A 25998-nucleotide genomic window follows, 5' to 3' on the forward strand; every position below is an offset into this window, starting at 1 on the left:
GGCACACCCATCTCCCACCATCAGTGACCAGGCCATCACGCCGTCGACACACACCGACGAAATCCGAGGGGAGGGAGCGCGGATTCCTCCGCCGGCCACAGCAGGCGGTCCTCACCGCGCGAACCTGATGGAAGAGGCGCTCAAGGTCGGTACGGCATTCGCCGAACGCCGACGCACGCCGGATCCGCGCGTTCCCGTCCTTGGCGAGAAGTGGATCCCGCGCAACGGGAGATGCCTGGCCTCCGCCCGCCGGTTCGTCCGTGACGTCGCCGCCGACTGGAACGCGGCGGAGGAGGTCCAGGAGGTCGCCGAACTCCTGGCCTCCGAGCTCGTCACCAACGCCATGACCCACGGGGCCGTGGGCGTGCCGGCCACGAGCACCGTCCGCGTCACGGTCGGCCGCGAGCGGGAGTTGATCGTGGTGGAGGTCCACGACTGCTGTACGGCCCTCCCGCGCCCGCGCCGGGCCACGGATTCCGAGCTTCGCGGCCGAGGACTCGCCATCGTCCAGGCCCTCTCCCACGACTGGGGCTGGACCCTCACCCCGACGGGCAAGTCCGTCTGGTTCCAGCTCGTGGCGTGGCCGAGCGACGACCTGGTCGCGGCCGCGTCCAATGCCTGCGCCGCGCACCTGTGGCGGGCGAACCCCACGGCGGTCATGACGAACACGTAGGCAGGTTCGATCACGAAGAATCATGCGCGTGCCGCGGGACGTCGGTGCCTGTGTCACAACCTGACGGATCGGCGTGAGCATGTGGTTTCGGTCGAGCAGCCGCTACGGCACCGGCACGTGGCCGGGTGGTCAGCGACCGTACGCCTCCAGCAGCCGCAGCCACACCTCGGGCCGGCCCCGATGACGACGTCGTAGGTGTTGCCGTCCATGTCAGTTTCCCTTCGCGGCGCGGCCGAGACGGACGGCCGAGATGAGGAAGAAGATGCCGCCGGGGATGGCGTAGCCGGCCGCGTTGATCAGCGTCGGGTTGTCCGCGGAGGCACCGAAGATGAACGACGCACCGGCGAGTACGGAGATCCCACCGCTGATGATCATCGGCCACTGGCCGCCCATCTCGCGGCGGGTGGCGCCCACGATCAGCTGGACCAGCCCGGCCGCGACCGCCCAAGCGCCCCACACGCGCAGCACCGCCGGGATACCGGACGCGCAGGCGATGGCCACGCCGATGGTGGTGATCAGGCTGACCGCGATGTTCACGTACAGCAGGGCAGGTGATCCCGTGGTGCGCGACGCGCGGGCGTCGATGACGGCGGCGGCCACGTCGAACAGCGGGTAGAGCACGAGCAGAGCGACCGCGAGTGGACCCAGTTTCGAGGCGGTCGTGAACATCACGAGGGCCCAGAGGATGGCGAACGCGAACCGGACGAAGTACAGCCGCCGCAGCGCGGACGCAGTCCCGGAAATACCAGGCGAAGCAGCAATAGTGCTCATGATGATCCTTTCAGTGGATGAGTGACGAGGAGAGCGGTTCAGCGCGTCCCGCGGTCGGCCCTCTCGCTCGTCGCGCAGTCAGGTGATCACGCCGACCCAGCCGGACGAGTCCGCCCAGCCGCCGCGCACCAGGACGACCGTCGGCTTGAGCACGGCCGGCCGGACCGGCTTCACGAAGGCCGGGAAGACCGATGTCCGTGCTGCGGACGCCGGGACCGCCGCCGCCAGGCCGACCGCGGTGACGACAGCCGTACCGATGGACAGCGGGGCGGTGCGTACGTGAATACGGCGAGCCACAGGAACAGGCCCTAGCAAGACAGAACGTTCTATCTCGGACCAGCATGGCAACCTACGGCGCAAGCTGTCAAGACCGAACGTTCTACCCACTAGGGTGGTGGCATGCGCAGCCAATCCGAAGGCCGGCCATCCGAAGCGCGATCCCGGCTGCTCGACACGGCCACCCGGCTCTTCTACGCGGAGGGCATCCACGCCGTCGGCATCGATCGCATCGTCGCGGAAGCGCAGGTGACGCGGGCCACCCTCTACCGGCACTTCCCCGGCAAGGAAGACCTTGTCCTCGCCTACCTGAACGAGGTCGACCGGGCCATGCGGAGCCAGGCGGACGAGGCCATCGCCGCCGGACTACCGGCCGCCGACACCATCCGAGCCCTCAGCAGGTCCATCGCCCAGGGCATCCGGTCCCCCGGCTTCCGGGGATGCGCCTTCCTCAACGCTGCCGCCGAGTATCCCGCCCCCGAGTCCCCCGTGCGCAAGGCCGTGCTCGCCCACCGCCAATGGTTCTTGGACACCGTCACGGATCTGCTGGCCAAGATCCGGCAGACAGACGCCGAGCCCGCCGCCCGCGACTTCGTGATGATGCGCGACGGCGCCATGGCCGCCGGCTGCCTGTTCGACCCGGCGCTGATCTGCGAGACCTTCCTGCGCGGTGTCGAGAGGCTCCTGCAGGTTCATGCCGCCACCGACATCGGACCGGCGTGGGCCTGAAGACGCAGTCAACGCACCTACTCGTTGACCGGCTCGGTCGCCGATCTTGTGGCGCGTGGACGTCAGCGCCCGAAGCCGAGCGTGCGGCATGACCACGTCCGCCATCCGCTCGATCACGTCCACGACGATTCCGGCCAGGTGCGGGAGAAGATCTTCAACGCGTGCCGAGCGTGATCAACTACCGAACGGCTTTGTGTCGCAAGATCAGCGACAGAGCCGAGAATCATGCCGAATCGCGAAAATGTTCATCATGGGGACGCCCGCGGACGTCGGCCCCGCCGGATATTCTGCGGAACCTATGCGCGTCTCGAACCTGTCCTTCCGGTATCGACGCCAGGACCCCTGGGTGCTCTCCGACGTGGACCTGACCCTCGCCCCCGGAGATGTGGTCGAGATCGTGGGACGGAACGGCGCGGGCAAGTCCACCCTGCTGCGGCTGCTGGCGGGACTGCTGACGCCGGTCGACGGCGTGATCGCCGACCGTCCCCGCGTCGTCGGGTACGCGCCTGAGCGCTTCCCGGCGGAGCAGCCGTTCACGGTGGCGGGCTACCTGCGCCACATGGCGGGCATCCGCCGTACCGACCCTCGCGCCGTGGAGACCTGGGCCGAGCGGCTCGGCATGGAGCACCTCCTCGGCCACCGGCTGCCCGACCTGTCCAAGGGCAGCGCGCACAAGGTGGGCCTGGCGCAGGCACTCCTGTGCGGGCCGGAACTGCTGATCCTCGACGAACCCTTCGCCGGACTGGACGCCGCGACCCGCACGGAGCTGCCCGTGATCATCGGTGAGGTGGCGGAACGCGGCGGCACGGTGGTCCTCAGCGACCACCAGGGAGACCTACGCGGCTTCTCCGGGCTGCGCCGCGTCGAAGTCGGCGAGACGACCGCGCGTGAGATCGCGCCGGGTCCGGACGATCCGGGAGAGGCCGAGCCCGCGGAGCGGGTGGCCGTCCTGGAGGTCACGGTCAGGGCCTCGCGGGCCCACGAGCTGGCGGCCCGCCTGCGTGGAGAAGGCCACACCGTACGGATGTCCGCGGCGGAGGTGGCGGAATGATCGCCCTGGCGCGGTTCAGGATCGCCGCGTACGTGAGATCCCACCGGGCGTTCCAGCCGCTCATCGGCCTCCTGGTCCTGCTGGGCATCCTGTACGCGGGGCCGGTGCCCTCCGGCGCCGAGCTGGGGGCCATGGCCGATTCGGCCGCCATCCTGATCCCGGTCTTCGCCTGGGCCGCGCGCGGGCTCCTGGACGGCGAGCCGGACGAGCAGCGGATGATCGCCATCACGGCCGTCGGCCGCGCGGAGGCGACCGCCGGGATCGCGGCGGCGTGGATCTTCAACTCCGGGCTGGCGGCGCTCTCCTTCGTCGCGCTCGTCCTACGACTGTCGGACGGGCCGAGCACCGCCACCGTGCTCGCGGGCGTCGGACTGCACCTGCTCGCCATCCTGGCGGGCACCACGCTCGGCGCGCTGACCAGCCGCCCGATCCTCAGCTCGCCGGCGACCTCCACGCTGGTGCTGCTCCTCGGCTACCTCGCGGTGCTGCTGCTCAGCATGTCCGGGCTTCCCTGGCTCACGGTCCCGGTCATGACCTGGATGCGCGAGGCGCACCACGGCGAACTGCTCGCGCACTTCCCCGCGCTGGCCGCGTGGTCGCTCCTGTGGCCGGTGCTCGGCCTCGCCGCGTACGCCCGGCTGCGCCGTACCCGTCCCTGAAACGACGGTCTTCAGCACCGGAGGCGAGCCGGGCTCAGGACGTGGACGGCCGGGCTCAGGACTGGGGTGACGCGGCGGCGAGCTGGCCGCAGGCACCGTCGATCTCGCGGCCGCGGGTGTCGCGGACGGTGACCGCGACGCCGTGCGACTCCAGACGGCGGACGAAGGCACGCTCGTCCTCGGGCCGGGAGGCGGTCCACTTGGATCCCGGCGTGGGGTTCAGCGGGATGAGGTTGACGTGCGCGAGCTTGCCCTTGAGCAGCCGGCCGAGCAGGTCGGCCCGCCACTCCTGGTCATTGATGTCCTTGATCAGGGCGTACTCGATGGAGACCCGGCGCTTGGTCCGCGCGGCGTAGTCCCAGGCCGCGCCGAGCACCTCGGCGACCTTCCACCGGGTGTTGATCGGCACCAGGGTGTCGCGCAGCTCGTCGTCAGGCGCGTGGAGTGACACTGCCAGCGTCACCGGCAGCCCCTCGCCCGCCAGCTTCTCGATCGCGGGGACGAGGCCCACGGTGGACACGGTGACACCGCGCGCGGAGATGCCGAGCCCTTCGGGCGAGGGATCGACGAGCCGGTGGACCGCGCCGATGACGGCCTTGTAGTTGGCCATCGGCTCGCCCATGCCCATGAAGACGATGTTGCTCACCCTGCCGGGCCCGCCGGGGACCTCGCCGGCCGCGAGCGCGCGGGCTCCGGCGACGACCTGCTCGACGATCTCGGCCGTCGACATGTTCCTGGTCAGGCCGGCCTGGCCGGTGGCGCAGAACGGGCAGTTCATGCCGCATCCGGCCTGGGAGGAGACGCACATCGTGACGCGGTCGGTATACCGCATCAGCACCGACTCGACGAGGGAGCCGTCGAACAGCTTCCACAACGTCTTACGCGTCATGCCGTCGTCGCAGGTGATCTCGCGTACGGGGGTCAGCAGCGACGGCATCAGCTGCGACACCAGCCGCTCGCGGGTCTCACCCGGCAGGTCGGTCATCTGGTCGGGGGACGCGGTCAGCTTCGCGAAGTAGTGCCGGGAGAGCTGGTCCGCGCGGAACGGCTTCTCACCCAGCTCGGCGACCGCCGCACGGCGCTCGGCCATGGTCAGGTCGGCCAGGTGCCGCTGCGGCTTGGCACGGCGCGGCGCCACGAAGGTGAGCTGGGCGGCGTTCCTGGTCGGCTGCTCGCTCACGCGGTCACTTCCGATCTCTCGCTCGTCTGGTCTGCCGGATTTTCGGGGATCCGTCCTCGCCTGGGACGCTCCGGCCCGGGATGGCCCGAACCGGCTTCCGGCGAGCCGTACCCGGGGGCCTCGTGAACGCAGCGGTGATCCGCTTCCTGGGACGCCGCGTCCAGGCCGTCGTCGCCGGGCGGGCCCAGGCGTCCTCGTAGCTTACCTTCGCGATCCGCGCGGAACCGCCGGTGAGATCCCCGTCAGGACGGGATGAACAACTGCAGCAGCAGCCAGACGGGGACCAGGGTGAAGAGCAGGGAGTCGAGGCGGTCCATCACACCGCCGTGGCCGGGCAGCAGCGTGCCCATGTCCTTGATGCCGAGATCTCTCTTGATCACCGACTCGATCAGGTCGCCGAGCGTGGCACAGACGACCACGACCGCGCCGACGATCGCACCCTGCCAGTACGCCCCGTCCAACAGGAAGTGCACGAGCAGCGCACCCGCGACGACGCAGGCCACGGCGGACCCGGTGAACCCTTCCCAGGTCTTCTTGGGGCTGATGATCGGCGACATCTTGTGCTTGCCGAAGAGAATTCCCGCGAAATATCCCCCAATATCACTGCAAACTGTGACAGCGATGAAGATGACCACGCGGTCGGGGCCATCGTCGGGGACGAGCAGCAGCGCGACGAAGCCGGCCAGCAACGACGGGTAGGCGGCGACCAGCACACTGCCGGTGGCGTCACGGACGTAGCCGTCGATGCCCTGGAACATACGCCAGGTCAGCAGCACCATCACGGTCAGCGCGAACGCGCCGACCAGGGACACCGGCCCGCCCCAGTACGCGCCGCCGAGCATGGCGGCCGTACCGGCGAGCGACGGGACGAGCGGCGCGTGCACACCCCGGGCCGCGAGCGCCCGGACGAGCTCGTGGACGCCCAGCCCCACGGCCGCCAGCACGACCAGCAGGAAGACGACCTTGACGACGTACAGCGAACCGATGACCAGCACGCCCAGCGCGACGCCGACCGCTATCGCGACCGGCAGGTTCCGGCCGGTACGGCTCCCGCCGGCCGCCGGACCGGCTGACCCGTCGGGCGAGCCGTTGGACGACCCGTTTCGTGCGGCATCGCGCCCATCGCTGGAGGAACCGGCCATGTTCTCGGCCGAGTCCCGGTCGCCAGCAGCCGTTCCGTCCAACGTGCTCTACTCCCTATACACGTGATCCTTGTGCCGCGCTGTTCCGTGAACAGCACGGCACAAGGATCACGGCTGTGCCCAGGCGCTGCCTAGACTTCCAGCAGTTCGGCTTCCTTGTGCTTCAGCAGCTCGTCGATCTTGGCGACGTGCTTCTGGGTCAGGTCGTCGAGCTCCTTCACCGCGCGGTGGACCTCGTCCTCACCGGCCTCGCCGTCCTTGACCAGCTTGTCGAGGGCCTCCTTGGCGTGGCGGCGGATGTTCCGCACGGAGACCCTGCTGTTCTCGGCCTTGTTACGGGCGACCTTGATGTACTCCTTGCGGCGCTCCTCCGAAAGCTCGGGGAAGACGACGCGGATCACAACACCGTCGTTGCCCGGGTTGACGCCCAGGTCGCTGTCCCGGATGGCCTTCTCGATCGAGGTCATCGCGCCCTTGTCGTAGGGCTGGATGAGGACCATGCGGGCCTCGGGGACGTGGAACGACGCGAGCTGCTGGATCGGGGTCGGCGATCCGTAGTAGTCCACGTTGATCTTGTTGAACATCGAGGGCGTGACGCGGCCGGTGCGGATGCCCGCGAAGTCTTCCTTGGCGACCGTTACCGCCTTGTCCATCTTCTCCTCGGCCTCGAGGAGGGTTTCGTCGATCACAGCGGCTCCCTATTTCCCTGCCGGACTCACCAGCGTGCCGATCTTCTCACCGCGGACCGCCCGCAGGATGTTGCCGTCGCCCATGAGGTCGAAGACCACGATGGGCAGGCCGTTGTCCATGCACAGGCTGATCGCCGTGGCGTCCATGACCCCGAGGCCCCGCGTCAACACCTCGCCGTACTCGAGCCGGTCGAACCGGACCGCGTCGGGGTTCTTGCGCGGATCGGAGTCGTACACTCCGTCAACCTGTGTGCCCTTGAGCAGCGCCTCGGCGCCGACCTCCAGAGCGCGCTGCGCGGCGCACGTGTCCGTGGAGAAGAACGGGGATCCGAGCCCGGCGCCGAAGATGACCACTCGGCCCTTCTCCAGGTGACGGATCGCGCGCCGGGGCAGGAACGGCTCGGCGACCTGCTGCATCGTGATGGCGGTCTGCACACGGGTCTCGATGCCGCGCTTCTCGAGGAAGTCCTGCAGGGCGAGACAGTTGATCACTGTGCCGAGCATGCCCATGTAGTCGGCGCGGCCGCGGTCGATGCCGCGCTCCGACAGGGCGGCGCCCCGGAACATGTTGCCCCCGCCGACGACCACCGCGACCTGGACGCCCTCGCGGACGGCCTCGGCGATGGAGTCGGCGAGCTGGGCGACGACGGTCGGGTCGATGCCGAGCGCCTCGCTCCCGGCGAACGCCTCACCGGACAGCTTCAGCATCACCCGCTTCCAGCGCAGCGGGCCGGACTGCGACGAAGCCGCCGGCGTGGCGGGTTGGTTGTTCTCCTGCACGACGGCGGCCTCCTCGGTGATTCTGCGGGTCAATGGGCTCCTGGCTCTTCGGGCCGTGTCCCTAGCCTAAGCCTGGCCGACCTTGAAGCGGGCGAAGGCCAGGACCTTGACACCCGCCTCGTCGGCGTACTTGGCGATGCTCTTCTTGTTGTCCTTCACGAAGGCCTGCTCCAGCAGCGTGAAGTCCTTGTACCAGCCGTTGACGCGGCCATCGACGATCTTGCCGATGGCGGCCTCGGGCTTGCCCTCCTCGCGGGTCATCTCCTCGAAGAGCGCGCGCTCCTTGGCGATGACGTCGGCGGGGACTTCGGCCGGGCTCAGGAACTTCGGCGCCATCGCGGCGGCGTGCTGGGCGATGTCCTTGGCCACGTCCGGCTTGGCGGTGTCGAGCTGGACGAGCACGCCCACCGCCGGCGGCAGCTGCGGGTCGGTCTTGTGCATGTAGGAGCCGACGTAGCCACCCTCGAGCACCGAGAAGCGGCGGATCTCGATCTTCTCGCCGAGCGCGGCGTTGGCCTCGTCGAGGAGCTCCTTGACGGTCTTGCCATTGAGCTCGGACTCGAGCAGGGTCGGCACGTCGCTCGGCCGGGTGGCGAGGATGTGCGCGACGACGCCGGCGGCGAGCTCCTGGAAGCGCTCACCCTTCGCCACGAAGTCGGTCTCGCAGTTGAGCTCGAGCAGGGCGGCGGCGGAGTCGCCCTCGTGCTTGACGGCGACAAGCCCGTTGGAGGCGGTGCGGGCCTCGCGCTTGCCGACATCCTTGGCGCCCTTGAGGCGCAGGAGCTCGACGGCGCGGTCGAAGTCGCCCTCGGACTCCTCGAGCGCCTTCTTGCAGTCCATCATGCCGGCGGCGGTCAGCTCGCGAAGCCGCTTGACGTCGGCCATGTTCACGGAAGCCATTGTCCTAATTTCCTCTTCGGAACCCTGATGGGAAGTCGTTCCTGATCCCAGACGTCGGCATGAGATCAGATGTCTCGTGGACGAGGTGGGCGCACCCGCTGGCGGACACGCCCACCCCGTGGAGTCCTCGGATCAGTACGGCGGTGCCGTACCAGACCTGGGACTAGGCCTGCTGCTCGCCCTCGGCGGCGGGAGCCTCCGCGGCCGGAGCCTCGGTGGCCGGAGCCTCCGCGGCCGGAGCCTCCGCGGCCGGAGCCTCGGTGGCCGGAGCCTCGGTGGCCGGAGCCTCGGCGGGGGCCTCCGCGGCGGCTTCGGCCGGAGCCTCGGCGGTCTCGGCGGGGGCGAGCAGCTCGCGCTCCCACTCGGCCAGCGGCTCGGCGGCGGCGACACCCGCGGGCTTCTCGTCGCCACGGCCGGCGCCCGCACGGGTCATCAGGCCGTCGGCGACCGCGTCGGCGATGACGCGGGTGAGGAGGCTGACGGCGCGGATGGCGTCGTCGTTACCCGGGATCGGGTAGTCGACCTCGTCGGGGTCGCAGTTGGTGTCGAGGATCGCGACGACCGGGATGCCAAGCTTCTTGGCCTCGTTGATCGCGATGTGCTCCTTCTTGGTGTCCACGACCCAGATCGCGCTGGGCACGCGGGCCATGTCACGGATACCGCCGAGGGTGCGCTCCAGCTTCTCCTTCTCGCGGCGGCGCATCAGGAGCTCCTTCTTGGTGAGCCCGGAGCCGGCCACGTTGTCGAAGTCGAGCTCCTCGAGCTCCTTCAGACGCTGGAGCCTCTTGTGCACGGTGGAGAAGTTGGTGAGCATGCCGCCCAGCCAGCGCTGGTTCACGTACGGCATCCCGACGCGCGAGGCCTGCTCGGCGATGGACTCCTGAGCCTGCTTCTTCGTGCCGATGAACATGATGGAGCCGCCGTGCGCGACGGTCTCCTTCACGAAGTCGTACGCCCGGTCGATGAACGACAGCGACTTCTGCAGGTCGATGATGTAGATGCCGTTGCGCTCGGTGAAGATGAAGCGCTTCATCTTCGGGTTCCACCGACGCGTCTGGTGGCCGAAGTGAACGCCGCTCTCGAGCAGCTGTCGCATGGTGACGACAGGGGCCATGGTGATGGTCCTCCAGAACTCGGTTCCATGCGGGAGCCCACGGCCCCCGCCCTGACGCCCCGAGCCGTTCCAGCCGGAAGAACCGGACCGAAGGGACAGCTCGTGAATGGGCGTGCGTATTCGGCCCGCATGCCGCAGGCCGTCGAACAGTCTACCCGGATCCGCCCCTTCGGATGACCGGCGACTTGACTGTCCCGGCGTCGCCGGGCGGGGCGTTTCGGCATGGAACCTCCGCCGTCCGACCGGCGCGCGCGGGGCCGTGCGCGCGGGGGACCGGCCGCCCGTTCCGCGGCTCACGGACGCGCCGGGTCAGCCCTTCCCGGGGTCGCCCGTGGAGGTCCCGTTCGCTGCCTTCTTCGCCGCCTCCTCCGGGGCCGGATCGCGCCGGCGGGGCGTCCTGGGGAACATGCGCAGATGGATCTCCGCCAGCCGGGCCCCGGTCGGCGCCTCCCCCGGATCCCGCTCGGTCACGCGGTACGGACGGATCACCTCGTTGATCCGCTCCGCGATCTCCCGCAGCTCCTCGGCGTCCACGCGCAGCACCCCGTGGGTGAGCCAGGCGGACCCCTTCCACTCTCGGGACTCCTGGTCCGAGTTGTCCAGATAGTCGCGGAGCCGCTGGTCGGCCTCCGCCAGGACCGACTCGATCACGGCGTTCTGCGCCTCGATGATGTCGGGAGACTCGACCTCTGGGGTTTGGAATCCCCACGACCGCTGCAGCGCCCGCCAGACGCGCTCCCTGCCGTCCCCCCGCGGCGGCGCGTCCGCCACGAACCCGTGCTTGGCGAGTTGGCGCAGATGGTAGCTGCACGCGCTCGGGGAGAGGCCGGTGACCTCCGCGCACTCGGTCGCGGTGGCCGGCCCCTCCGTCTGGAGCCGGCTCAGGATGGCCAGCCGCGCGGGATGCGCCAGCGCCCGCAGCACCCCGGCGTCGGTGACCTGCCGGGAGCCCTCCGGCCATGTGCTCGTCATGCCTCCCAACGCTACCGCCGGAGCAGATATGAAGTATTGCTTTCACAACTGTGAAGCATTACCTTCATAGTTGTGACGACTCCCCTGATCCCCCTCCGCCGTCAGCGTGACTACCGGCTCCTGTGGTCCGCCCGCGCCGTCTCCGAGACCGGAAGCGAGGTCGCCAGGCTGGCCGTTCCGCTGACGGCCGCCGTGGCGCTGGACGCCTCCCCGATCCAGATGGGCGTGCTCGCGGCCGCCTCGACGTTCCCGTTCCTGCTGGTCGGCCTGCCGTCCGGCGCCATGGCCGACCGCGTGGCCCGCCGCAGGCCGGTGATGGTGGCCTGCGAGCTGATCGCCGGCCTCGCGGCGCTGTCGGTGCCGATCGCGTGGCTGACCGGGATGCTGACCATCCCCTGGCTGATCACCGTCGCCTTCGCGATCGGCGTGTGCACGGTGGTGTTCCGCACGTTCAACACGCCGCACCTCGCCACCGTGGTCGCCGAACCTCAGCGGACGGCGGCCATCGCGGGTTTCCAGTCGGTCTTCTCCATCGCCCAGATGGGCGGTCCCGGGCTGGCGGGACTGCTCGTCGCCCTGCTCACCGCGCCGGTCGCGATCGTGGTCAACGCGGTCTCGTTCCTGGTGTCCGCGTTCTGCCTGCGAGCCATCCGTACGCCCGAGAACGGCACCACGACCAGGGGGCGCGGACTCGGACGGGAAATCGCCGAGGGCCTGCGCGTCCTCATGAACCACCGCGTGCTGCGCGCGCTCTGCGCCACCGGAATGATCGTCAATGTGCTGGGCGCGGCCGAGATGGCGCTCTTCGTGCTCTTCGCGGTGAACGTCCTGGGCCTGCCCGCTCCCCTGGTGGGCATCGCGGCGATCGGCTTCGGCGTCGGCGGCCTGATCGGAGCCGCGATCGCGCCCAGGCTCGCCGGCCGATTCGGCGAGAACCGGGTGCTCCTCGGCTCCGTGCTCTTCTTCCCCTTCGGATTCGTGGCCACGGCGGCGGCGGGCGGCCCCCTCTGGCTCGTCGTCTGCCAGCTCGGCGCCGCCGAGGTGATCACCGGCATGGCCGTCGTGTGTTACAGCGTCTGCGCCGGCTCCGTCACCATGCGCGAAGCGCCGGAGGGGCTGCTCGGCCGGGTCAACGCCACGACCAACTTCGCCACGCAGGGCGTGATGGCTCTCGGCGGCGTCCTCGGAGGCGTGCTCGGCGAGATGCTCGGACTCCGGCCCGCGATCTGGGTATGCGCGGCGGGATCGCTGCTCTGCATCGTCAGCCTGTGGTTGTCGCCCATCCGGCGGGGTGCTCGCCCTGGCGCGGCGGAGGAGTCGCCCAGTACGGCTCCGCACCCTCGATCCGACCCGGCGGCCTCACGTACGTGAGCGTGCCGAAGGGACTGTCCATGCTCGCCAACAGGTCGTCCACCGAGGGCCCCGGCTCGCCGTCGAGCACCTGCCCGCCGCGCTCGATCCCACTCGGCCCGCTCTCCCCAGGACCGGTACCGTCCGACGTGGCCCTCGCCGGATCGACCCTGCCGAGATCGTCGAACCACCGCGCGGTTCGGGCGAGGGACAGCTCCACCCGCCAGGAGCCCCCCTCGTCCGCACGGCGGAGCAACCCGGCGACCGCGCCGAAGGCGGCCAGGTATCCGGTGGCGTGGTCCAGTGCCTGGCACGGAAGAGGACGCGGGCGTGTCCCGTCCCCGCCCTCGTGGGCGATGCCGCACACCATCTGCACGAGGCTGTCGAACCCCCTCCGCCGCCCCCACGGGCCGCGGGAGCCGTACGCGGAGATCTCGACGGACACGATGCCCGGCCTGAGCCCGGCGAGATCCTCCGGCCCGAAACCCCGATCCGCGAGCGCCCCCGGGCGATACCCCTGGACGACGACGTCGGCTCGCCGTACCAGCTCGCGCAGCGTCTCCGCCTCGGTGCGCAGGTCGATGTGGCACGAGCGCTTTCCGAAGGCCGTTTCCACCACCAACCCGGGCACCTCGGGCACGTGCGCGGCCCCCACCCGAAGCACTTCGGCGCCGTGCGCGGCCAGGATCCGCCCCGCGACCGGTCCCGCGATCACCCTCGTCAGGTCGAGCACCCGTACGCCCTCCAGCGGGCGGCCGACCCGACCGGGACCTGTGGGATCACGTCGTAACGGGTTCCGGGCGGCCGAGCCGGGCCGCGGCGCGACGTCCAGGCGGGACAGCGCGACCACCGGCGTCCGGGAGATCTCCTGGGCCTGCGGGTGGTCGAGCCACTCCGCACGGCTGCGCATCGCCGCCGCGCAGCCGCCCTCACGGGTCACCGCGTCCTCGATCTCCGCGCTCGTACGGCTCTCGCAGGCACTGGAGACCCCGGCTCGGTCGGCGTCCGCGGGGAGGCGGAGCGCCCGGAGAACGGCGTCCCGATGATGGTCGAAGTTGCAGTGCAGCTTGATCCACCCGTCCGACGTCCGGTAGTCGCCCGACAGAGGTGCCCACAGGCCCATCCCCTCGCCGTCGATCCGGAAGTACCGCTCGCTCAGGAACGCCGCCGCGGCATGCCGTACGTCGACGCTCACCTCCGGCATCGCGCCGTCCGGCCTCGCGGTGTCCAGAACCGGCCCGTCCGCCGTGACGACGTCCGGTACGTCAGATCCCGGCACTGGGGAATCCAGGGACGGCACCGTGGAATCCGGGGACGGCACCGTGGAATCCGGGGAAGGCACTGTCGCATCCGGGCCGGGCGACGCGGCGTCTGGGTCCGCCTGCGGGTGCCGTGCCCCCACTTGCCCGCCCTGTCGGGTCCAGTACAGCGCCGCCGCCGCGGTGACCGCGCCCACGCAGGCGGCGGCGGCCGTTCCGATGCGGAACACGGACGGCAGGACGGGATCCGCTCCGGTCACCCGTACATCGGGCAGGCAGACTCCGATTTCCTCGCCCAAACGCTTGATCAGCGCCTCAGTCACTGTGATCCCTCCTGGCACTCCGCCGCCAGTGTCCTCCTTCACCCTGTTCATCCGTAACCGCCCCGCCTCGCGACGCAGGCGAGCGGACGACCCGCGCCGTCGCGACGCCTGCCGGGATTCCTGTCGAAGCGGCCTGCGGCCGGATCGGGAGCATCCTCACGCGACCCGCCGGGACGCCATCGGGAGGCAGGGACCGGGGTGGCGCCGGACGACAGACCGGGGTGGCGCCGGGAAGCGTGGCGCGGCGAGGTCTGTCCACAGGTCGCGGATATCCACAGGACGGCGTCACACCTCTCGGCACGGGGCCGTGGTGCGCGAGTGTCTGGGACCGGAGGTGGTCCCATGGCCGCGAAAGACGAGCTGGGCAGGCAGGGTGAGCGACTCGCCGCCGACTTTCTCAGATCGAGAGGCATGCCCGTCCTCGCCCGCAACTGGCGGTGCAAAGAGGGGGAGATCGACATCGTCGCGCGCGACGGGCGCGCGCTGGTCGTGGTCGAGGTCAAGACCCGCTCGGGGCGCAGCCACGGCACGGCCTACGAGGCGGTCGGCCACGCCAAGCTGCTCCGGCTGCGGTCACTCGCCGCTCGGTGGCTGGCCGGGCAACAGGAACGGTTCGACTCCGTCCGGGTCGATGTGATCGCCCTGGAGCGGTTCGCCGGTGACTTCGCGATCCGCCACGAGCGCGGGGTGATCTGACATGGCCGTGGCACGCACCCGCTGCGTCACGCTGATCGGCGTCACCGCCCACACCGTCGAAGTCGAGGCTGACGTGGGCCACGGGCTGGCCGGCACGCATCTCATCGGCCTGCTGGACACCGCCATCAACGAGGCCCGTGACCGCGTCAGATCCGCGCTGCTCAACAGCCGTTTCGGCTGGCCGGACGCACGGATCACCGTCAGCCTGTTCCCCGCCAGCCTGCCGAAGCGGGGCTCGATCTTCGATCTGGCCATCGCGATCGCCGTACTCGGTGCCGCGGGGGCCGTTCCCGCGCAGCGCATCGCCCAGCCGTTCTTTCTCGGCGAGCTGGGACTGGACGGCACGGTCAGGCCCGTGCGTGGCGTGCTTCCCGCCGCACTCGCCGCGGTCGGGGCGGGGGCCCACACGCTCGTGGTGCCCTCGCTGAACGCGGCGGAGGCGGCGCTCGTTCCCGAGCTCACCGTGGTGCCGGTCGCGAACCTGTCCGAGTTGGTGGAGTGGCTCAGGGAGGACGAGCTCCACCGGCTGCCGATCACGGCGGAGGCGGCCTGTCTCGACGGGCTCGAGGGAGCCTCCCCTGGGGTGGACGACGACCGCGACATCGATCTCCGCGATGTCGCGGGGCAGGCGACCGGCCGCAAGGCGCTGGAGGTCTGCGCGGCCGGAGGGCACAACCTGTGGATGCTCGGCCCTCCGGGCACCGGCAAGACCATGCTCGCCGAGCGGTTGCCGACACTCTTGCCGCCTCTGCGGCGGGAACAGGCCCTGGAGGTCACGGCGATCCACTCCGTGGCGGGCACGCTTCCCCCTGGCCGCCCGCTGCTCGTCCGGCCGCCCTTCATGGCGCCGCATCACACCGCGACGGTGGCGGCCGTCGTGGGCGGCGGGAGCGGCCAGGTACGGCCCGGCGCGGTGTCCCTCGCGCATCAGGGGGTGCTCTTCCTGGACGAGGCGCCCGAGTTCTCGACCAGCGTGCTCGACTCGCTGCGCCAACCCCTCGAATCCGGCAAGGTCACGGTGGCACGTGCGGCGGGCACGGTGACGTTTCCCGCCCGGTTCATGCTCGTTCTCGCCGCCAACCCGTGCCCGTGCGGTGAGGCCGGCACTCCGGGGCACCCCTGCCGCTGTACGCCCACGGCGCGCCGGCGCTATCTGGCGAGGCTGTCCGGTCCGCTGCTCGACCGGATCGACGTCAAGGTCCGGGTCACCCGCGCCACGCGTGCCGAGCTGATGGCGGATCGGCAGGTCGCCGAGTCCAGCACCGTCGTGGCCGAGCGGGTGCTGGCGGCCCGCGAGCGCGCGGTCAAGCGCCTGGCTGGCACTCCCTGGCGTAACAACGCGGACGTGGGCTCGGCCGCGCTCCACACCGATTTCCGGTTGCCGACCGGCGCTCTCGCACCCCTGCATCGAGGGCTCGATCTCGGGACCCTGAGCGCTCGCGGCGTCGATCGTGTTCTCCGCGTGGCATGGACGATCTCTGATCTGGCGGGCAAGGACCGCCCGGGCGAGCCCGAGACATCGGCCGCCCTCGCCATGTGGCTGGGGGTGAACTGATGGCGACACCACTCGAAGCCGACCGCACGCCCTCCTCGTCGTCCCCGGCGGACGTATCGACGACGGCGAGCCTTCCCGAGGAGAGTGCCCCGTCGAGCCGTGCCACGGAAGCGGAGCTGCTGGCGTGCGTCGCCCTCATGCGGATGGCGGAGCCGGGAGAGCGGGTGATGGGGAGGCTGGTCAGGCGTTACGGTGCCGTGGCCGCTGCCGACCAGGCACGACGGGGCGTCCTCGACCCCGAGTTCGCCTCGGCGGAGACGAAGCGTGCCCGGGCCGCGGGGCGCATGCCGGCGCTGGATCGGCTCGCCGCGTCGTGGGCGGCCCGTTACGCCGATCCAGTCCGCGACCTGGCCGAAGGGCGCGAGCAGGGCGCCCGCCTGGTGGTCCCAGGAGATCCGGAATGGCCGACCCAGCTTGAGGACCTCGGGGACGAGCGTCCCTACGGGTTGTGGCTCGACGGCGCGGTCAACCTGCGTTTCGCCTGCCTTCGATCAGTGGCGATCGTCGGGGCCAGAGCCGCCACGGCGTACGGCGCGCAGGTGGCGGCCGAGCTGGCCTCCGGCCTCGGTGACCGCCGGTGGACCGTGATCAGCGGCGGCGCGTACGGCATCGACGCCGCCGCGCACCGGGGCGCTCTCGCGAGCGGGATGCCGACCGTCGTCGTCCTCGCCTGCGGCACGGACGTCTGCTATCCCACCGCACACCAGGACCTGTTCCGTGTGGTGCGGTCTCAGGGCGTGGTGATCAGCGAGGTTCCCATGGGGTCCCGGCCGACGCGGCCACGCTTCCTGGTCAGGAACCGGCTGATCGCCGCGTTGTCACGCGGCACCGTGGTGGTGCAGGCCGCCGTGCGCAGCGGAGCGCTCAACACCGCCGGCCATGCCACTGAGCTGAACCGGCATCTGATGGCGGTGCCCGGTCCGATCACCTTGGAGGTTTCCGAGGGTTGTCACGACCTCATCAGGCAGGGACGCGCCGTCTGTGTGACCTCCGTCCAGGAGATCACCGAGCTGGTCGGGACGATCGGCGGTGATCTCGCGCTGGAACGGCGTGGCCCCGTTCATCCTCGTGACGCCCTGAACGACGAGACCAGGCGGGTTCTGGAAGCGGTCCCCTCCCGTGTGGGAACCGGCCCCGCGGCCATCGCCGTCTCCGCGGGCGTGGATCTCACCACCACGCTGAGCTGCCTCGGCCGACTTGCCGCCGCCGGTTTCATCGACCAGAGCGACCGGGGCTGGCGACTGCGTCGCGAACCGGACAGGTGATCCACGTGCACAAGATCAAAGATCGGGCAGGTCGCTACCATGACTCCCATGGCCGACGGCGTCTTCCACGGCTCGACCCCGACCCCGGACCCCTCGTTCGAGACCGTGCTCGCCGAGTTCGAACGGCATCTGCGGCTGGAACGGGATCTTTCGCCGCACACCATCCGCGCGTACAACGGCGACGCCTCCGCGCTGCTCGGCCACCTCCGCGCGGCCGGGCACGAGCGGCTGGCCGCCCTGGACATCACCGTCCTTCGCGAATGGCTCGGCGAACAGCACCAGGCCGGGCGGTCGCGAGCCACGCTCGCACGCCGCTCAGCCTGCGCCCGCGCCTTCACCGCCTTCTGCCATCGCCGCGGCTGGTTGACGAGCGATCCCGGGCTGCTCCTGGGCACCGCGAAGGCTCCTCGCCGCCTGCCTACCGTCCTCAGTCAGGATGAGGCCAAGGCCGTGCTTGACGGGAGCGGTGCCGGTCGCACACGACCTTCGGACGCCCGGCAGCGTTCGGACCCCCGGCAGCATTCGAGCACCCAGCAGCGCTCGGACCTCCAGCAGCATTCGGACCTCCAGCAGCGCTCGGACGCCCAGCAGCGTTCGGGCTCCCGGCAGCGTTCGGGCTCCCGGCAGCGTTCGGACCCCCGGCAGAGTTGGGACCCCCAGCAGAATTCGGGCTCTCGGCAGCGCTCGGACGCCCCTGATTCGATTGCTGGGCAAGGTTCAGGTGCCCCAGCGAGCGCAAATGCCACAGCGATGTCGATCGGCACAAATGCCAGCACTTCGCCGAGTTCGGAGGAACCTCCCCCACCACAGGAACCTCGAGCGCCACAGGGACCACTTGATGCAGGAGCGCCGCAGGCAGCAAGCGATCCGAGGGAACTGCGGGACACCGCGATGCTCGAACTGCTCTACGCCACCGGCATGCGGGTCGGTGAGCTGTGCGGTCTCGATGTCGACGACGTGGATCGCGACCGCAACACCCTGCGCGTCCTCGGCAAGGGGCGCAAGGAACGGATCGTGCCGTTCGGCCTGCCCGCACTGCGGGCCCTGGACGCCTGGTGCGTACGAGGCAGGCCATTGTGGATCCGTGAAGGCACCGGCCCGGCCCTTTTCCTTGGAGTGCGCGGCGGCCGGATCGACCAGGGCACCGTGCGCAGGGTGGTGCACGCTCGGCTCGCCGAGGTGGAAGGCGCTCCCGACATGGGGCCGCACGGGCTGCGGCACACCGCCGCCACGCATCTCCTGGAGGGCGGGGCGGACCTGCGCAGTGTCCAGGAGATGCTCGGCCACGCCTCTCTGGCCACGACCCAGATCTACACGCACGTCTCGATCGAACGGCTCCGCACGGTCTACCGGCAAGCCCACCCTCGCGCCTGAGATCACTTCCCGGCGCCGTAGCCGCGTGTGACCTCGGGAAGAACCGGTGTCGCCACTCTCCACAACCCCAAGCACCGTCAGCCTTGACAACCAGGCGCGATCATTCACAACCTCCGGCACCATGCCCCTTCACGACCTCGTGTGCCGCGTACATCCCGTGATCGCCCGTGAGAAAGCACGCGCCATCGGTGGGAACGGCACGCGCCATCACGCGTGAGCGGCAGCGCGTCGGTCACGCCGACGTTCACCCTCGGGGTCAGTCAGCGGTGAGAGTCGGTCCAGATGTAGCGGTACGGCGCGCGTCGACCTCTATTTCGATCTTCATGCGGGAATCGGCGAGACCGCATACGAGCATCGTCGCGGCCGGGCGGATCTCCCCGAAGCGGCGGCGCAGGGTCGGCCAGCACGGCTCGAAATCCTCCCGGTCAGGCAGCAGGTACCGCACTCGGACGACGTCCGAGAGCGAGCAGCCCGCCTCGGCCAGGGCCGCTTCGATGGTGCACAGGCACTGCTCGGCCTGCTCGACCACATCCTCGGAGATCGTCATGGTCGCGTAGTCGAACCCCGTGGTCCCCGACACATGAACCCAGTCACCGTGCACCACCGCACGGGCGTATCCGATCTCCTCCTCGAAGGTGGAGCCGCTCATGATCGCACGTCGCTCTGTCATGCGGCGCACACTAAACAACCAGGCATGATACGTCCAATACGCTCATTGGATCGGCGTGATATCTCTGCACGTATGGAACGCCCTGAACTCGCGCTTCACCAGCTGTACGCCTTCACCGTGCTCGCGGAGGAGCTCCATTTCGGACATGCCGCCCAGCGTCTGGGCATCGCACAGCCCCCGTTGAGCCAGCAGATCCGGCGGTTGGAGGAGAAGGTCGGGCACCCGCTGTTCGACCGGGCATCGGGTCGAGTCGCGCTGACTCCGGCAGGACGGGAACTCCTGCCCTCGGCCCGGCGCGCGCTCGATGAGATCGAGGAGGGACTGGAGACAGCGCGGCGCGTGGGCAACGGAGAGGTCGGTCGCATCCGGATCGGATTCGCGGCGTCGCTCGCGCTGACCATCCTCCCGGTGCTGTTGCGCGCCTACCGTGATCGGTATCCGGACGTGGAGACGGAGATCCACGAGATGACGACCGCTCCTCAGATCGCGGCCCTGCACGAGCAGGGCATCGACATCGGACTCCTGCGAGAGCCACCGGAGGATCCGGGCCTGGTGGCCGAGCCGATCCTGTCCGAGAAGTTCGTCGCGGTCCTGCCGTCCGGCCATCCCCTCGCCGCCGAACGCGTCGTTCCCCTGGTGGCACTGGCGAATGAGCCCTTTGTTCTCCTCCCACGCGCCACAGGGCCGACGCTTCACGACCGCATCCTCGGCCTGTGCCGCGATGCGGGATTCGAACCACGCATCGGCCAACCCGCGGTGGAGTGGCAGACGGTCGCCGCACTCGTTGAGGCGGGCCTCGGCATCTCCCTCGCCCCGGCCAGCATCCGCCGGATCCGGCTCGGGGGCGTGGCCTACCGGGCGATCGAGCCGAACACCGCGCGTACCACCGTCGCCATGTGCTGGCGCCGCAACGACAGGAATCCGCTGATCAGGCGATTCCTTGACGTCACTCGCCGTGAATCACTCGAGTGAGGGCACTGCGCTGAGCGAGGGCCGAGGGGGCGGCCGCCCCATGTCGGGGACCGACTGCCGGCCCCGACGGCAGTAGGCGGACCTGGCCCAACCCCAGAAGCAGAAGGGGATCCAGATATGCGTCCCCGCGCAGGAGACCCCAGTGCAGGCAGGGCGTCGGGCAGTGGCCGGGGAGGTCCTCTGCGACGCCTATCGGGGCACCCGCCTCGACCGCCTGTCCTGGCTGGACCGAGGCCCGGACGGGCATGTACGTCGTCCGCAAGCCTCCCGAGTGGATCACCGTCACGACCCCGCGCCCTGCAAGCGGGGCCGCGTAACCGACGACTCCGGGCCCGGCCGAGCGCACGGTCTCACCGGGCAGCGCTCCGACGTCCACTCCCCGATGCCCGGCAAGCCATCGCTCTGGAGGCGGCTGGAACCGTCTGATCAGAACCGGGCGACCCGCCAGCGGCCACTGCCAGCGTGGCGGATCTCCGGTGATGTGAGCCGAGGCCGGCCATGCGAGGAGGGCCATCATCACGGCCAGAATGCGCATGACAGCAGGGTGGCCCGGCGGCACAGCAGGCTTACCGACCGAACGGCATTCTGTGGAAAGTGACGCCTGTCCACAGGCGGTCGCCAGCCCGACTCCTCGCCTTACGGCCAGAGCCGGCCGAGCGCCACCCTCTGGCCAGGGGCCGATCCAGGCCGCGCCTTCGGGCAGGATGGGCCCACGCTCCAAGCCGTAGGCCCGACCAGCAGCCGATAGTCAGACCATCACCACAGCTGAACTGGGGATCCAACCCCAGACGTCAGACAGGCCGGCGGGCCGATGCCCGAACTCCGGGCAGGCACGTTCGTGCCCCCGATCGGCCCGCCCCAACGCCAACCGACCGGACCCGGACTTCAGTCAGTCGGGCCCGACAGCAGCGGATCGGGCCCGATCACGGGCAGGTCGTCAGCTGGAGAAGCCCTCCTTGGGCATCTCCAGGTCCGGTTTGGCCAGTTCCTCAACGTTGACGTCCTTGAACGTCACGACCCGGACGTTCTTCACGAACCTGGCCGGCCGGTACATGTCCCAGACCCAGGCGTCCTGCATCTTCACGTCGAAGAAGACGTCGCCGTTCTCCGCGGTGCGTACGTCGAGATCGACGGAATTGGTGAGATAGAAGCGCCGCTCGGTCTCGACGACGTAGGTGAACAGCCCGACCACGTCGCGGTACTCCCGGTAGAGCTGCAACTCCATCTCGGTCTCGTATTTTTCGAGATCCTCTGCGCTCATTCCGGTCCTCCTGTTTCGCACCCCGCCAAGGCCGCGCGGTCAGACGACACCGGCCTCCGTTCCATTCTCTCGCATCTCCTCGTCCTCCCCCGTCAGACCACGGCGGACCACGACGGAGAGACCCGTACGCGTCCCGGTGACGGTCACGAAGGAGAACCGGTGATGCGGGGTGGGACCATGATCGGCGAGCGCCCGCCGATGGGCCGCCGTCACATATCCCTTGTGTACGGCGAAGCCGTACTCGGGATGGACGTCGTCCAAAGAGCGCATCAGCCGATCCCTGGTCACCTTCGCCACGATCGAGGCCGCCGCCACGCACGCGGCCACCTGGTCCCCCTTCCAGATCGCCAGGGACGGCGCGGGGAGACCGGGTACCGGGAAGCCGTCGATCAGCACGTATCCCACGTCGATCCCCAGGCCGGCGACGGCGCGGCGCATTCCCGCGATGTTGCATCTGTGCAGGCCGCGACCGTCGATCTCCTCGGGAGGGATGACGACGACGCTCACCGCCCTGGCCTTCGCCGTGATCAGGTCGTACAGCCGCTCGCGCCTGGCGGGGGACAGCAACTTGGAGTCGCCCAAACCCTCGATCTCGCGCCCGAGGATGACAGCGGCCACCACCAGCGGTCCGGCGCAGGCGCCTCGACCGGCCTCGTCCACACCGGCGACCGGCGTGAACCCTCGCCGAGCCAGTGCACGCTCGTAGCCGTAAAGTCCCGAATCCCGCCGGACGACGCTCGGGCGCGGGCGATACGCAACTGTCATGACGAACAGCAGCGTACGCCCCATTCCGCCCGGGCGGTACGGCTCTGGCCGCGCGACGCCGCCGGTTGTCAGTGGACCTTGGAGAACGTCTCCGGACGGGAGAGGAAACCGAAACGGGAGAACGGCCAGTAGCGGACGAACGCCCGGCCGACCAGGTCGTCCTCCGAGATCGTGCCCTTGTACTGGTCGTCCATGTACGCCCGAGAGTCCCGCGAGTTGTTCCGGTGGTCGCCCATCAGCCAGACCCGGCCCGGGGGAACCTTCACCTCGAACTGCCGCTTCGACGGATAGACGCCGGGATAGAGGTAGACGTCCTCCTCGTCGATCGGCGTCCCGTTCACCGTGATCCGACGTTTGGCGTCGCAGCACTTCACCGTGTCACCGCCGACGCCGATCACCCGCTTGATGGTGTCCTCGCCGTCCCATCCCTTGAAGACCACGATGTCGCCGCGCTCGACGTCTCCGAACGTGTAGGCGAGCTTGTTCACCACGACCCTGTCGTTGATGAGGAGCGTGTTCTCCATCGACTCCGACGGGATGTAGAACGACTGCATCACGAACATGTGCACGAGCAGGGCCACGACCACACCGCCCAGCGTGAACAGGATGGAGTCACGCAGGCCGGAGGGCTTCTTGGCGGGGGGATCCTTCTCTTCGGTCATGGTCACCTGCGGCAGGTTACCGCCTGCGGCGTAGGCGGCGCTTAAGCGCCATCAGGGGGACCGCTCCCGCGAACCCCGCCAGCACCGGGGCGGCGCCGCCCAGCGCTCCGACGGCGTGCAGGGCGGGCTGGTTGAACGTGTCGGGGATCGGCAGCACCTTGGCCCGGTCGAACGGCCACACGATCACGAACGCCCGGCCGATCACCTGGTCCACCGGGATGGTGCCGCCGCCGGGATCGCCCTGGTGGGACCGCGAGTCCAGCGAGACGGACCGGTGGTCGCCCATCACCCAGAGACGGCCCTGCGGCACGGTGACCTCGAAGTTCGACAGCGAGGGCACGTCGCCGGGGTAGAGGTAGGCCTTCTCGTCGAGCGGCGTTCCGTTGACGGTTATCCGCCCCTGGGCGTCGCAGCATTTCACCTTGTCGCCGGGAACCCCGATGACCCGCTTGATGTAGTCCTTCTCGCCGGGGATCACGCCGAAGGAGGTGCCCACCCAGCGGAAGAACCCGACGATCGGGTTCGCGGGCTCCTCATAGGGCACCTCGCCCTCCCAGGAGTCGACCCCCGAGAAGACCACCACGTCGCCGCGCTCGATGTCGCGTACGTGGTAGACGAGTTTGTTGACGAGCACCCGGTCGTTGACCAGCAGGGTGTTCTCCATCGACTCCGACGGGATGTAGAACGCCTGGACCACGAAGGACTTGATGAGCAGGGCCAGCACGAGAGCGACCACGATGAGAACGGGCAATTCCTTCCAGAAGGAACCCTTTTTCTCCCTGCCGTCACCGGCGGCCTGCTGGGTGTCTTCCGCGACCACGTCCACCCCGTCCTCGGCCGGGCGGCGCGTGCCTGACCCCGGTACCTCGCTAGTCATCGCTGTTGAGCCTAGATGATGTCCCTGACGGTAGCTGTCGCCGACTCGGCATCATCGCGGAAAAGAAAATGGCCCGCACCACAGGGGGTACGGGCCACCACCTCGATCGCCTTACTTGGCGGCCGGGACCGCTTCGCGCTTCTCGCGGATGCGAGCGGCCTTACCGCGCAGGTCGCGCATGTAGTAGAGCTTGGCCCGGCGGACGTCACCGCGGGTCAGGAGAACGATCTTCTCGATGACCGGGCTGTGCACCGGGAAGGTGCGCTCGACACCGACGCCGTAGCTGACCTTGCGGACGGTGAAGGTCTCCCGCGCACCGCCACCCTGGCGGCGCAGGACGAAGCCCTTGAACACCTGGATACGGGACCGGTTGCCTTCGACGACGCGGACGTGGACCTCCAGCGTGTCACCCGGACGGAAGGCCGGTACGTCGCTGCGGAGGGCAGCCTTCTCGAGCTCCTGGATCTGCGTGTGCATGACAGCGGTTCCTCATTGACATGGGCGCACGGAGGTCCACCCGGCCGGGCCACAGGCTCGGCGACAAGGGGGACACGCGCGCTTGGCTTGATACGTCTTGGGTGCCGGGTCTCCGCCCGGCCCTGCCGCCACGACACGTCGGCAGCAGCGATTCAGTTTGCCATATCTTCGGCCGTCACGCGAAACGAAGCGCGTGTCACGGCTCACAGAGCGTGCGGATCCCCGCCTGGACCGGCCTTCTCGCGGATTTCCCCGAGAAGCCGCCGGTCGTGCTTGTCGAGGCTGTCCGGATCCAGCCGGGCGAGCAGCTCCGGCCTCTTCTCCGCCGTACGGCGAAGCGCCTCGTCGCGGCGCCAGCGAGCGATCTTCCCATGGTGGCCGGACAGGAGGATCTCCGGCACGTCGTGGCCGCGCCAGGTGGGAGGCTTCGTGTAGACCGGGCCTTCGAGCAGGTTCTCCATCGTCCCCGGCGCGAATGAGTCGTCGGCCACCGAGGCCGCGTTGCCGAGAACGCCGGGCAACAGCCGTCCGACGGCCTCGACCATCACCAGCACGGCCGCCTCACCGCCGGCGAGGACGTAGTCGCCGATGCTCACCTCGTCCACTCGCAGGCGGGAGCCGTACTCGGCCATGACACGGGAGTCGATCCCCTCGTATCTGGCAGGGGTGAACAGCAGCCAGGGCTCCTTGGCGTACTCCAGCGCGACTTCCTGGGTGAAGGGCCGCCCGCTCGGCGTCGGCACGATCATCCTCGGCGCGACGGCACCCTCAGGCGCCGCCTCTCCCCCGGCGGCGGCCGCGCCGACCACGGCGTCGATCGCCTCGCCCCAGATCTCGGGCTTCATCACCATGCCCGGCCCGCCGCCGTACGGCGTGTCGTCCACGGTCCGGTGCACGTCGTGCGCCCAGTCCCGGAGCTGGTGGAGGCGGATGTCGAGGATGCCGCGCTCACACGCCTTGCCCATGAGCGAGACGTCCAGCGGGGCGAAGTACTCCGGGAAGATCGAGATGATGTCGACGCGCATCTATTCGGCCTCGTCGAGGTCCAGCAGCCCGGGGGGCGCGTCGACCACGAGCACGCCCTTCTCCAGGTCGATCTCGGGGACCAGCGCCTTGACGAACGGCACGTACGCCTCGGCGCGGGACGGGCGGCGCACGACGAGCAGATCCTGGCCGTGGTGCAGGACGTCGGCGACCTCACCGACCGGCTCGCCGCCGACGGTGACCACGGTGAGCCCGACCAGCTCGTAGTCGTGGAACTCGTCCGGGTCGCCGGACGGAGGGAGGTCGGCCGAGTCGATCACGAGGAGCGTGCCGCGCAGCGCCTCGGCGGCGTCGCGGTCGTCCACTCCGGCCAGGCTGAGCAGCAGGATGCCCTTGTGCCAGCGGGCGCCCTCGATTTCCAGCGGCCCGGCCGTGGCGGGGTCGGTGGCGAGAGCCGTACCGGGGGCGAAGCGCAGCTCCGGATCATCGGTGCGCACCTCGACGGTGACCTCACCGCGGACCCCGTGCGGTCGGCCGATCCTGCCAACGACTAGCTGCACTTCTCGTCTTCC

The 25998-nt window shown here is 69.8% G+C and carries 28 protein-coding genes and 2 pseudogenes; 11 read left to right on the top strand and 19 right to left on the bottom strand.

The window, feature by feature from the left end:
* The first annotated feature begins 127 nt into the window (after window positions 1–127).
* The gene (locus IMZ11_RS04955) at window positions 128–673 is read left to right on the top strand and encodes an ATP-binding protein (protein WP_228637935.1); all 546 of its coding nucleotides are present in this window, start codon (window positions 128–130) and stop codon (window positions 671–673) included.
* A 210-nt stretch (window positions 674–883) separates the two neighbouring features.
* Here IMZ11_RS04955 and IMZ11_RS04960 read toward each other — a convergent pair whose 3' ends face one another.
* Together IMZ11_RS04960 and IMZ11_RS04965 are read right to left on the bottom strand one after the other, a co-directional pair.
* Window positions 884–1444 (bottom strand): hypothetical protein, encoded by a 561-nt coding sequence (locus IMZ11_RS04960; RefSeq protein WP_228637937.1) that lies wholly within the window; start codon window positions 1442–1444, stop codon window positions 884–886.
* Between the two features lie 78 nt (window positions 1445–1522).
* A complete protein-coding gene (locus IMZ11_RS04965) occupies window positions 1523–1741 on the bottom strand; it encodes a hypothetical protein (protein ID WP_228637939.1) in 219 nt (72 codons plus the stop codon).
* A 102-nt stretch (window positions 1742–1843) separates the two neighbouring features.
* On the opposite strand from IMZ11_RS04965, the gene IMZ11_RS04970 reads away from it, so the two are divergent.
* The 3 genes from IMZ11_RS04970 (at window position 1844) to IMZ11_RS04980 (ending at window position 4159) form a co-directional block, all read left to right on the top strand.
* Window positions 1844–2449 (top strand): TetR/AcrR family transcriptional regulator, encoded by a 606-nt coding sequence (locus IMZ11_RS04970; RefSeq protein ID WP_228637941.1) that lies wholly within the window; start codon window positions 1844–1846, stop codon window positions 2447–2449.
* A gap of 250 nt (window positions 2450–2699) precedes the next feature.
* Entirely contained in the window at window positions 2700–3500 is an 801-nt protein-coding gene (locus tag IMZ11_RS04975) for an ATP-binding cassette domain-containing protein (protein ID WP_228637943.1), read from the top strand.
* Complete coding sequence (locus IMZ11_RS04980; RefSeq protein WP_228637945.1) at window positions 3497–4159, top strand: hypothetical protein; 663 nt, start codon at window positions 3497–3499, stop codon at window positions 4157–4159. The genes IMZ11_RS04975 and IMZ11_RS04980 overlap by 4 nt, the downstream gene beginning before the upstream one ends.
* A gap of 55 nt (window positions 4160–4214) precedes the next feature.
* Here IMZ11_RS04980 and rlmN read toward each other — a convergent pair whose 3' ends face one another.
* The 7 genes from rlmN to IMZ11_RS05015 all read right to left on the bottom strand — a co-directional run bounded on the left by rlmN (window position 4215) and on the right by IMZ11_RS05015 (window position 10936).
* Window positions 4215–5339 carry a 23S rRNA (adenine(2503)-C(2))-methyltransferase RlmN gene (rlmN, locus tag IMZ11_RS04985; RefSeq protein WP_228637947.1) on the bottom strand — a complete coding sequence of 375 codons (1125 nt, stop codon included), beginning with the start codon at window positions 5337–5339 and terminating at the stop codon, window positions 4215–4217.
* A gap of 242 nt (window positions 5340–5581) precedes the next feature.
* Window positions 5582–6523 carry a phosphatidate cytidylyltransferase gene (locus IMZ11_RS04990; protein WP_228637949.1) on the bottom strand — a complete coding sequence of 314 codons (942 nt, stop codon included), beginning with the start codon at window positions 6521–6523 and terminating at the stop codon, window positions 5582–5584.
* A gap of 89 nt (window positions 6524–6612) precedes the next feature.
* A complete protein-coding gene (gene frr, locus IMZ11_RS04995; protein WP_228637951.1) occupies window positions 6613–7170 on the bottom strand; it encodes a ribosome recycling factor in 558 nt (185 codons plus the stop codon).
* 9 nt (window positions 7171–7179) lie between these two features.
* Window positions 7180–7878, bottom strand: a complete 699-nt coding sequence (pyrH, locus tag IMZ11_RS05000) for a UMP kinase (RefSeq protein ID WP_228638085.1) — start codon at window positions 7876–7878, stop codon at window positions 7180–7182.
* Between the two features lie 138 nt (window positions 7879–8016).
* Complete coding sequence (tsf, locus tag IMZ11_RS05005) at window positions 8017–8850, bottom strand: translation elongation factor Ts (protein ID WP_228637953.1); 834 nt, start codon at window positions 8848–8850, stop codon at window positions 8017–8019.
* A gap of 163 nt (window positions 8851–9013) precedes the next feature.
* Window positions 9014–9964 (bottom strand): 30S ribosomal protein S2, encoded by a 951-nt coding sequence (gene rpsB / locus IMZ11_RS05010; RefSeq protein ID WP_228637954.1) that lies wholly within the window; start codon window positions 9962–9964, stop codon window positions 9014–9016.
* 309 nt (window positions 9965–10273) lie between these two features.
* On the bottom strand, window positions 10274–10936 hold the full coding sequence (locus IMZ11_RS05015; protein WP_228637956.1) for a helix-turn-helix transcriptional regulator: 663 nt from the start codon (window positions 10934–10936) through the stop codon (window positions 10274–10276).
* A gap of 72 nt (window positions 10937–11008) precedes the next feature.
* Here IMZ11_RS05015 and IMZ11_RS05020 point away from each other — a divergent pair, with 72 nt between their 5' ends.
* Entirely contained in the window at window positions 11009–12307 is a 1299-nt protein-coding gene (locus IMZ11_RS05020; RefSeq protein ID WP_228637958.1) for an MFS transporter, read from the top strand.
* Here the strand turns inward: IMZ11_RS05020 and IMZ11_RS05025 are convergent.
* Window positions 12198–13868, bottom strand: coding sequence for a CoA transferase (locus tag IMZ11_RS05025; RefSeq protein WP_228637960.1), 1671 nt, complete (start codon window positions 13866–13868; stop codon window positions 12198–12200). The two genes, IMZ11_RS05020 and IMZ11_RS05025, sit on opposite strands and share 110 nt — an antisense overlap.
* 342 nt (window positions 13869–14210) lie before the next feature.
* On the opposite strand from IMZ11_RS05025, the gene IMZ11_RS05030 reads away from it, so the two are divergent.
* The 5 genes and pseudogenes from IMZ11_RS05030 to IMZ11_RS05050 all read left to right on the top strand — a co-directional run.
* Window positions 14211–14564, top strand: a complete 354-nt coding sequence (locus tag IMZ11_RS05030) for a YraN family protein (protein WP_061259069.1) — start codon at window positions 14211–14213, stop codon at window positions 14562–14564.
* A 1-nt stretch (window position 14565) separates the two neighbouring features.
* Window positions 14566–16119 (top strand): YifB family Mg chelatase-like AAA ATPase, encoded by a 1554-nt coding sequence (locus IMZ11_RS05035; RefSeq protein WP_228637962.1) that lies wholly within the window; start codon window positions 14566–14568, stop codon window positions 16117–16119.
* Window positions 16119–17384, top strand: a complete 1266-nt coding sequence (dprA, locus tag IMZ11_RS05040) for a DNA-processing protein DprA (RefSeq protein WP_228637964.1) — start codon at window positions 16119–16121, stop codon at window positions 17382–17384. The genes IMZ11_RS05035 and dprA overlap by 1 nt, the downstream gene beginning before the upstream one ends.
* Before the next feature lie 48 nt (window positions 17385–17432).
* Window positions 17433–17732, top strand: a pseudogene (locus IMZ11_RS05045) (site-specific integrase); the annotation flags it as partial.
* 516 nt (window positions 17733–18248) lie between these two features.
* Window positions 18249–18758, top strand: a pseudogene (locus tag IMZ11_RS05050) (tyrosine-type recombinase/integrase); the annotation flags it as partial.
* 256 nt (window positions 18759–19014) lie between these two features.
* On the opposite strand, the gene IMZ11_RS05055 reads toward IMZ11_RS05050, so the two are convergent.
* Window positions 19015–19428, bottom strand: coding sequence for a RidA family protein (locus tag IMZ11_RS05055; RefSeq protein WP_228637966.1), 414 nt, complete (start codon window positions 19426–19428; stop codon window positions 19015–19017).
* Window positions 19429–19500: 72 nt separating this feature from the next.
* Between IMZ11_RS05055 and IMZ11_RS05060 the strand changes: the two genes are divergently transcribed.
* Window positions 19501–20400: a LysR family transcriptional regulator gene (locus IMZ11_RS05060; protein WP_228637968.1), complete on the top strand. Its 900-nt coding sequence runs from the start codon at window positions 19501–19503 to the stop codon at window positions 20398–20400.
* Here IMZ11_RS05060 and IMZ11_RS46620 read toward each other — a convergent pair.
* From IMZ11_RS46620 to rimM, 8 genes are all read right to left on the bottom strand, one after another.
* Window positions 20375–20935 (bottom strand): murein hydrolase activator EnvC, encoded by a 561-nt coding sequence (locus IMZ11_RS46620; protein ID WP_374462129.1) that lies wholly within the window; start codon window positions 20933–20935, stop codon window positions 20375–20377. The two genes, IMZ11_RS05060 and IMZ11_RS46620, sit on opposite strands and share 26 nt — an antisense overlap.
* A 402-nt stretch (window positions 20936–21337) precedes the next feature.
* The gene (locus tag IMZ11_RS05065; RefSeq protein WP_030511723.1) at window positions 21338–21661 is read right to left on the bottom strand and encodes a DUF2469 domain-containing protein; all 324 of its coding nucleotides are present in this window, start codon (window positions 21659–21661) and stop codon (window positions 21338–21340) included.
* 39 nt (window positions 21662–21700) lie between these two features.
* Complete coding sequence (locus IMZ11_RS05070) at window positions 21701–22426, bottom strand: ribonuclease HII (protein WP_061259128.1); 726 nt, start codon at window positions 22424–22426, stop codon at window positions 21701–21703.
* A gap of 68 nt (window positions 22427–22494) precedes the next feature.
* Complete coding sequence (lepB, locus tag IMZ11_RS05075; RefSeq protein ID WP_228638087.1) at window positions 22495–23088, bottom strand: signal peptidase I; 594 nt, start codon at window positions 23086–23088, stop codon at window positions 22495–22497.
* A gap of 16 nt (window positions 23089–23104) precedes the next feature.
* Window positions 23105–23965, bottom strand: a complete 861-nt coding sequence (gene lepB, locus IMZ11_RS05080; protein WP_228637971.1) for a signal peptidase I — start codon at window positions 23963–23965, stop codon at window positions 23105–23107.
* A 111-nt stretch (window positions 23966–24076) separates the two neighbouring features.
* Window positions 24077–24442 carry a 50S ribosomal protein L19 gene (rplS, locus tag IMZ11_RS05085; protein WP_061259063.1) on the bottom strand — a complete coding sequence of 122 codons (366 nt, stop codon included), beginning with the start codon at window positions 24440–24442 and terminating at the stop codon, window positions 24077–24079.
* A 203-nt stretch (window positions 24443–24645) separates the two neighbouring features.
* On the bottom strand, window positions 24646–25467 hold the full coding sequence (trmD, locus tag IMZ11_RS05090; RefSeq protein WP_228637973.1) for a tRNA (guanosine(37)-N1)-methyltransferase TrmD: 822 nt from the start codon (window positions 25465–25467) through the stop codon (window positions 24646–24648).
* Entirely contained in the window at window positions 25468–25986 is a 519-nt protein-coding gene (gene rimM, locus IMZ11_RS05095) for a ribosome maturation factor RimM (RefSeq protein WP_228637975.1), read from the bottom strand. It abuts the gene before it with no gap.
* Window positions 25987–25998 lie beyond the last annotated feature (12 nt).

It is taken from the genome of Microtetraspora sp. AC03309, assembly GCF_020826795.1.
Classification (GTDB): Bacteria; Actinomycetota; Actinomycetes; order Streptosporangiales; family Streptosporangiaceae; genus Microtetraspora; species Microtetraspora glauca.

Excerpts from the sequence above, each read along its gene's own strand:
- IMZ11_RS05070 (WP_061259128.1), bottom strand. The coding sequence starts at position 22,426 with ATGACAGTTGCGTATCGCCCGCGCCCGAGCGTCGTCCGGCGGGATTCG.
- IMZ11_RS05055 (WP_228637966.1), bottom strand. The coding sequence starts at position 19,428 with ATGACAGAGCGACGTGCGATCATGAGCGGCTCCACCTTCGAGGAGGAG.
- dprA (WP_228637964.1), top strand. The coding sequence starts at position 16,119 with ATGGCGACACCACTCGAAGCCGACCGCACGCCCTCCTCGTCGTCCCCG.
- IMZ11_RS05035 (WP_228637962.1), top strand. The coding sequence starts at position 14,566 with ATGGCCGTGGCACGCACCCGCTGCGTCACGCTGATCGGCGTCACCGCC.
- pyrH (WP_228638085.1), bottom strand. The coding sequence starts at position 7,878 with ATGCTGAAGCTGTCCGGTGAGGCGTTCGCCGGGAGCGAGGCGCTCGGC.
- IMZ11_RS04975 (WP_228637943.1), top strand. The coding sequence starts at position 2,700 with ATGGGGACGCCCGCGGACGTCGGCCCCGCCGGATATTCTGCGGAACCT.
- rplS (WP_061259063.1), bottom strand. The coding sequence starts at position 24,442 with ATGCACACGCAGATCCAGGAGCTCGAGAAGGCTGCCCTCCGCAGCGAC.
- IMZ11_RS05015 (WP_228637956.1), bottom strand. The coding sequence starts at position 10,936 with ATGACGAGCACATGGCCGGAGGGCTCCCGGCAGGTCACCGACGCCGGG.
- rpsB (WP_228637954.1), bottom strand. The coding sequence starts at position 9,964 with ATGGCCCCTGTCGTCACCATGCGACAGCTGCTCGAGAGCGGCGTTCAC.
- lepB (WP_228638087.1), bottom strand. The coding sequence starts at position 23,088 with ATGACCGAAGAGAAGGATCCCCCCGCCAAGAAGCCCTCCGGCCTGCGT.
- IMZ11_RS04955 (WP_228637935.1), top strand. The coding sequence starts at position 128 with ATGGAAGAGGCGCTCAAGGTCGGTACGGCATTCGCCGAACGCCGACGC.
- IMZ11_RS04960 (WP_228637937.1), bottom strand. The coding sequence starts at position 1,444 with ATGAGCACTATTGCTGCTTCGCCTGGTATTTCCGGGACTGCGTCCGCG.
- IMZ11_RS05030 (WP_061259069.1), top strand. The coding sequence starts at position 14,211 with ATGGCCGCGAAAGACGAGCTGGGCAGGCAGGGTGAGCGACTCGCCGCC.
- IMZ11_RS04980 (WP_228637945.1), top strand. The coding sequence starts at position 3,497 with ATGATCGCCCTGGCGCGGTTCAGGATCGCCGCGTACGTGAGATCCCAC.
- IMZ11_RS05065 (WP_030511723.1), bottom strand. The coding sequence starts at position 21,661 with ATGAGCGCAGAGGATCTCGAAAAATACGAGACCGAGATGGAGTTGCAG.
- IMZ11_RS46620 (WP_374462129.1), bottom strand. The coding sequence starts at position 20,935 with ATGCGCATTCTGGCCGTGATGATGGCCCTCCTCGCATGGCCGGCCTCG.
- lepB (WP_228637971.1), bottom strand. The coding sequence starts at position 23,965 with ATGACTAGCGAGGTACCGGGGTCAGGCACGCGCCGCCCGGCCGAGGAC.
- trmD (WP_228637973.1), bottom strand. The coding sequence starts at position 25,467 with ATGCGCGTCGACATCATCTCGATCTTCCCGGAGTACTTCGCCCCGCTG.
- IMZ11_RS04970 (WP_228637941.1), top strand. The coding sequence starts at position 1,844 with ATGCGCAGCCAATCCGAAGGCCGGCCATCCGAAGCGCGATCCCGGCTG.
- IMZ11_RS05060 (WP_228637968.1), top strand. The coding sequence starts at position 19,501 with ATGGAACGCCCTGAACTCGCGCTTCACCAGCTGTACGCCTTCACCGTG.
- tsf (WP_228637953.1), bottom strand. The coding sequence starts at position 8,850 with ATGGCTTCCGTGAACATGGCCGACGTCAAGCGGCTTCGCGAGCTGACC.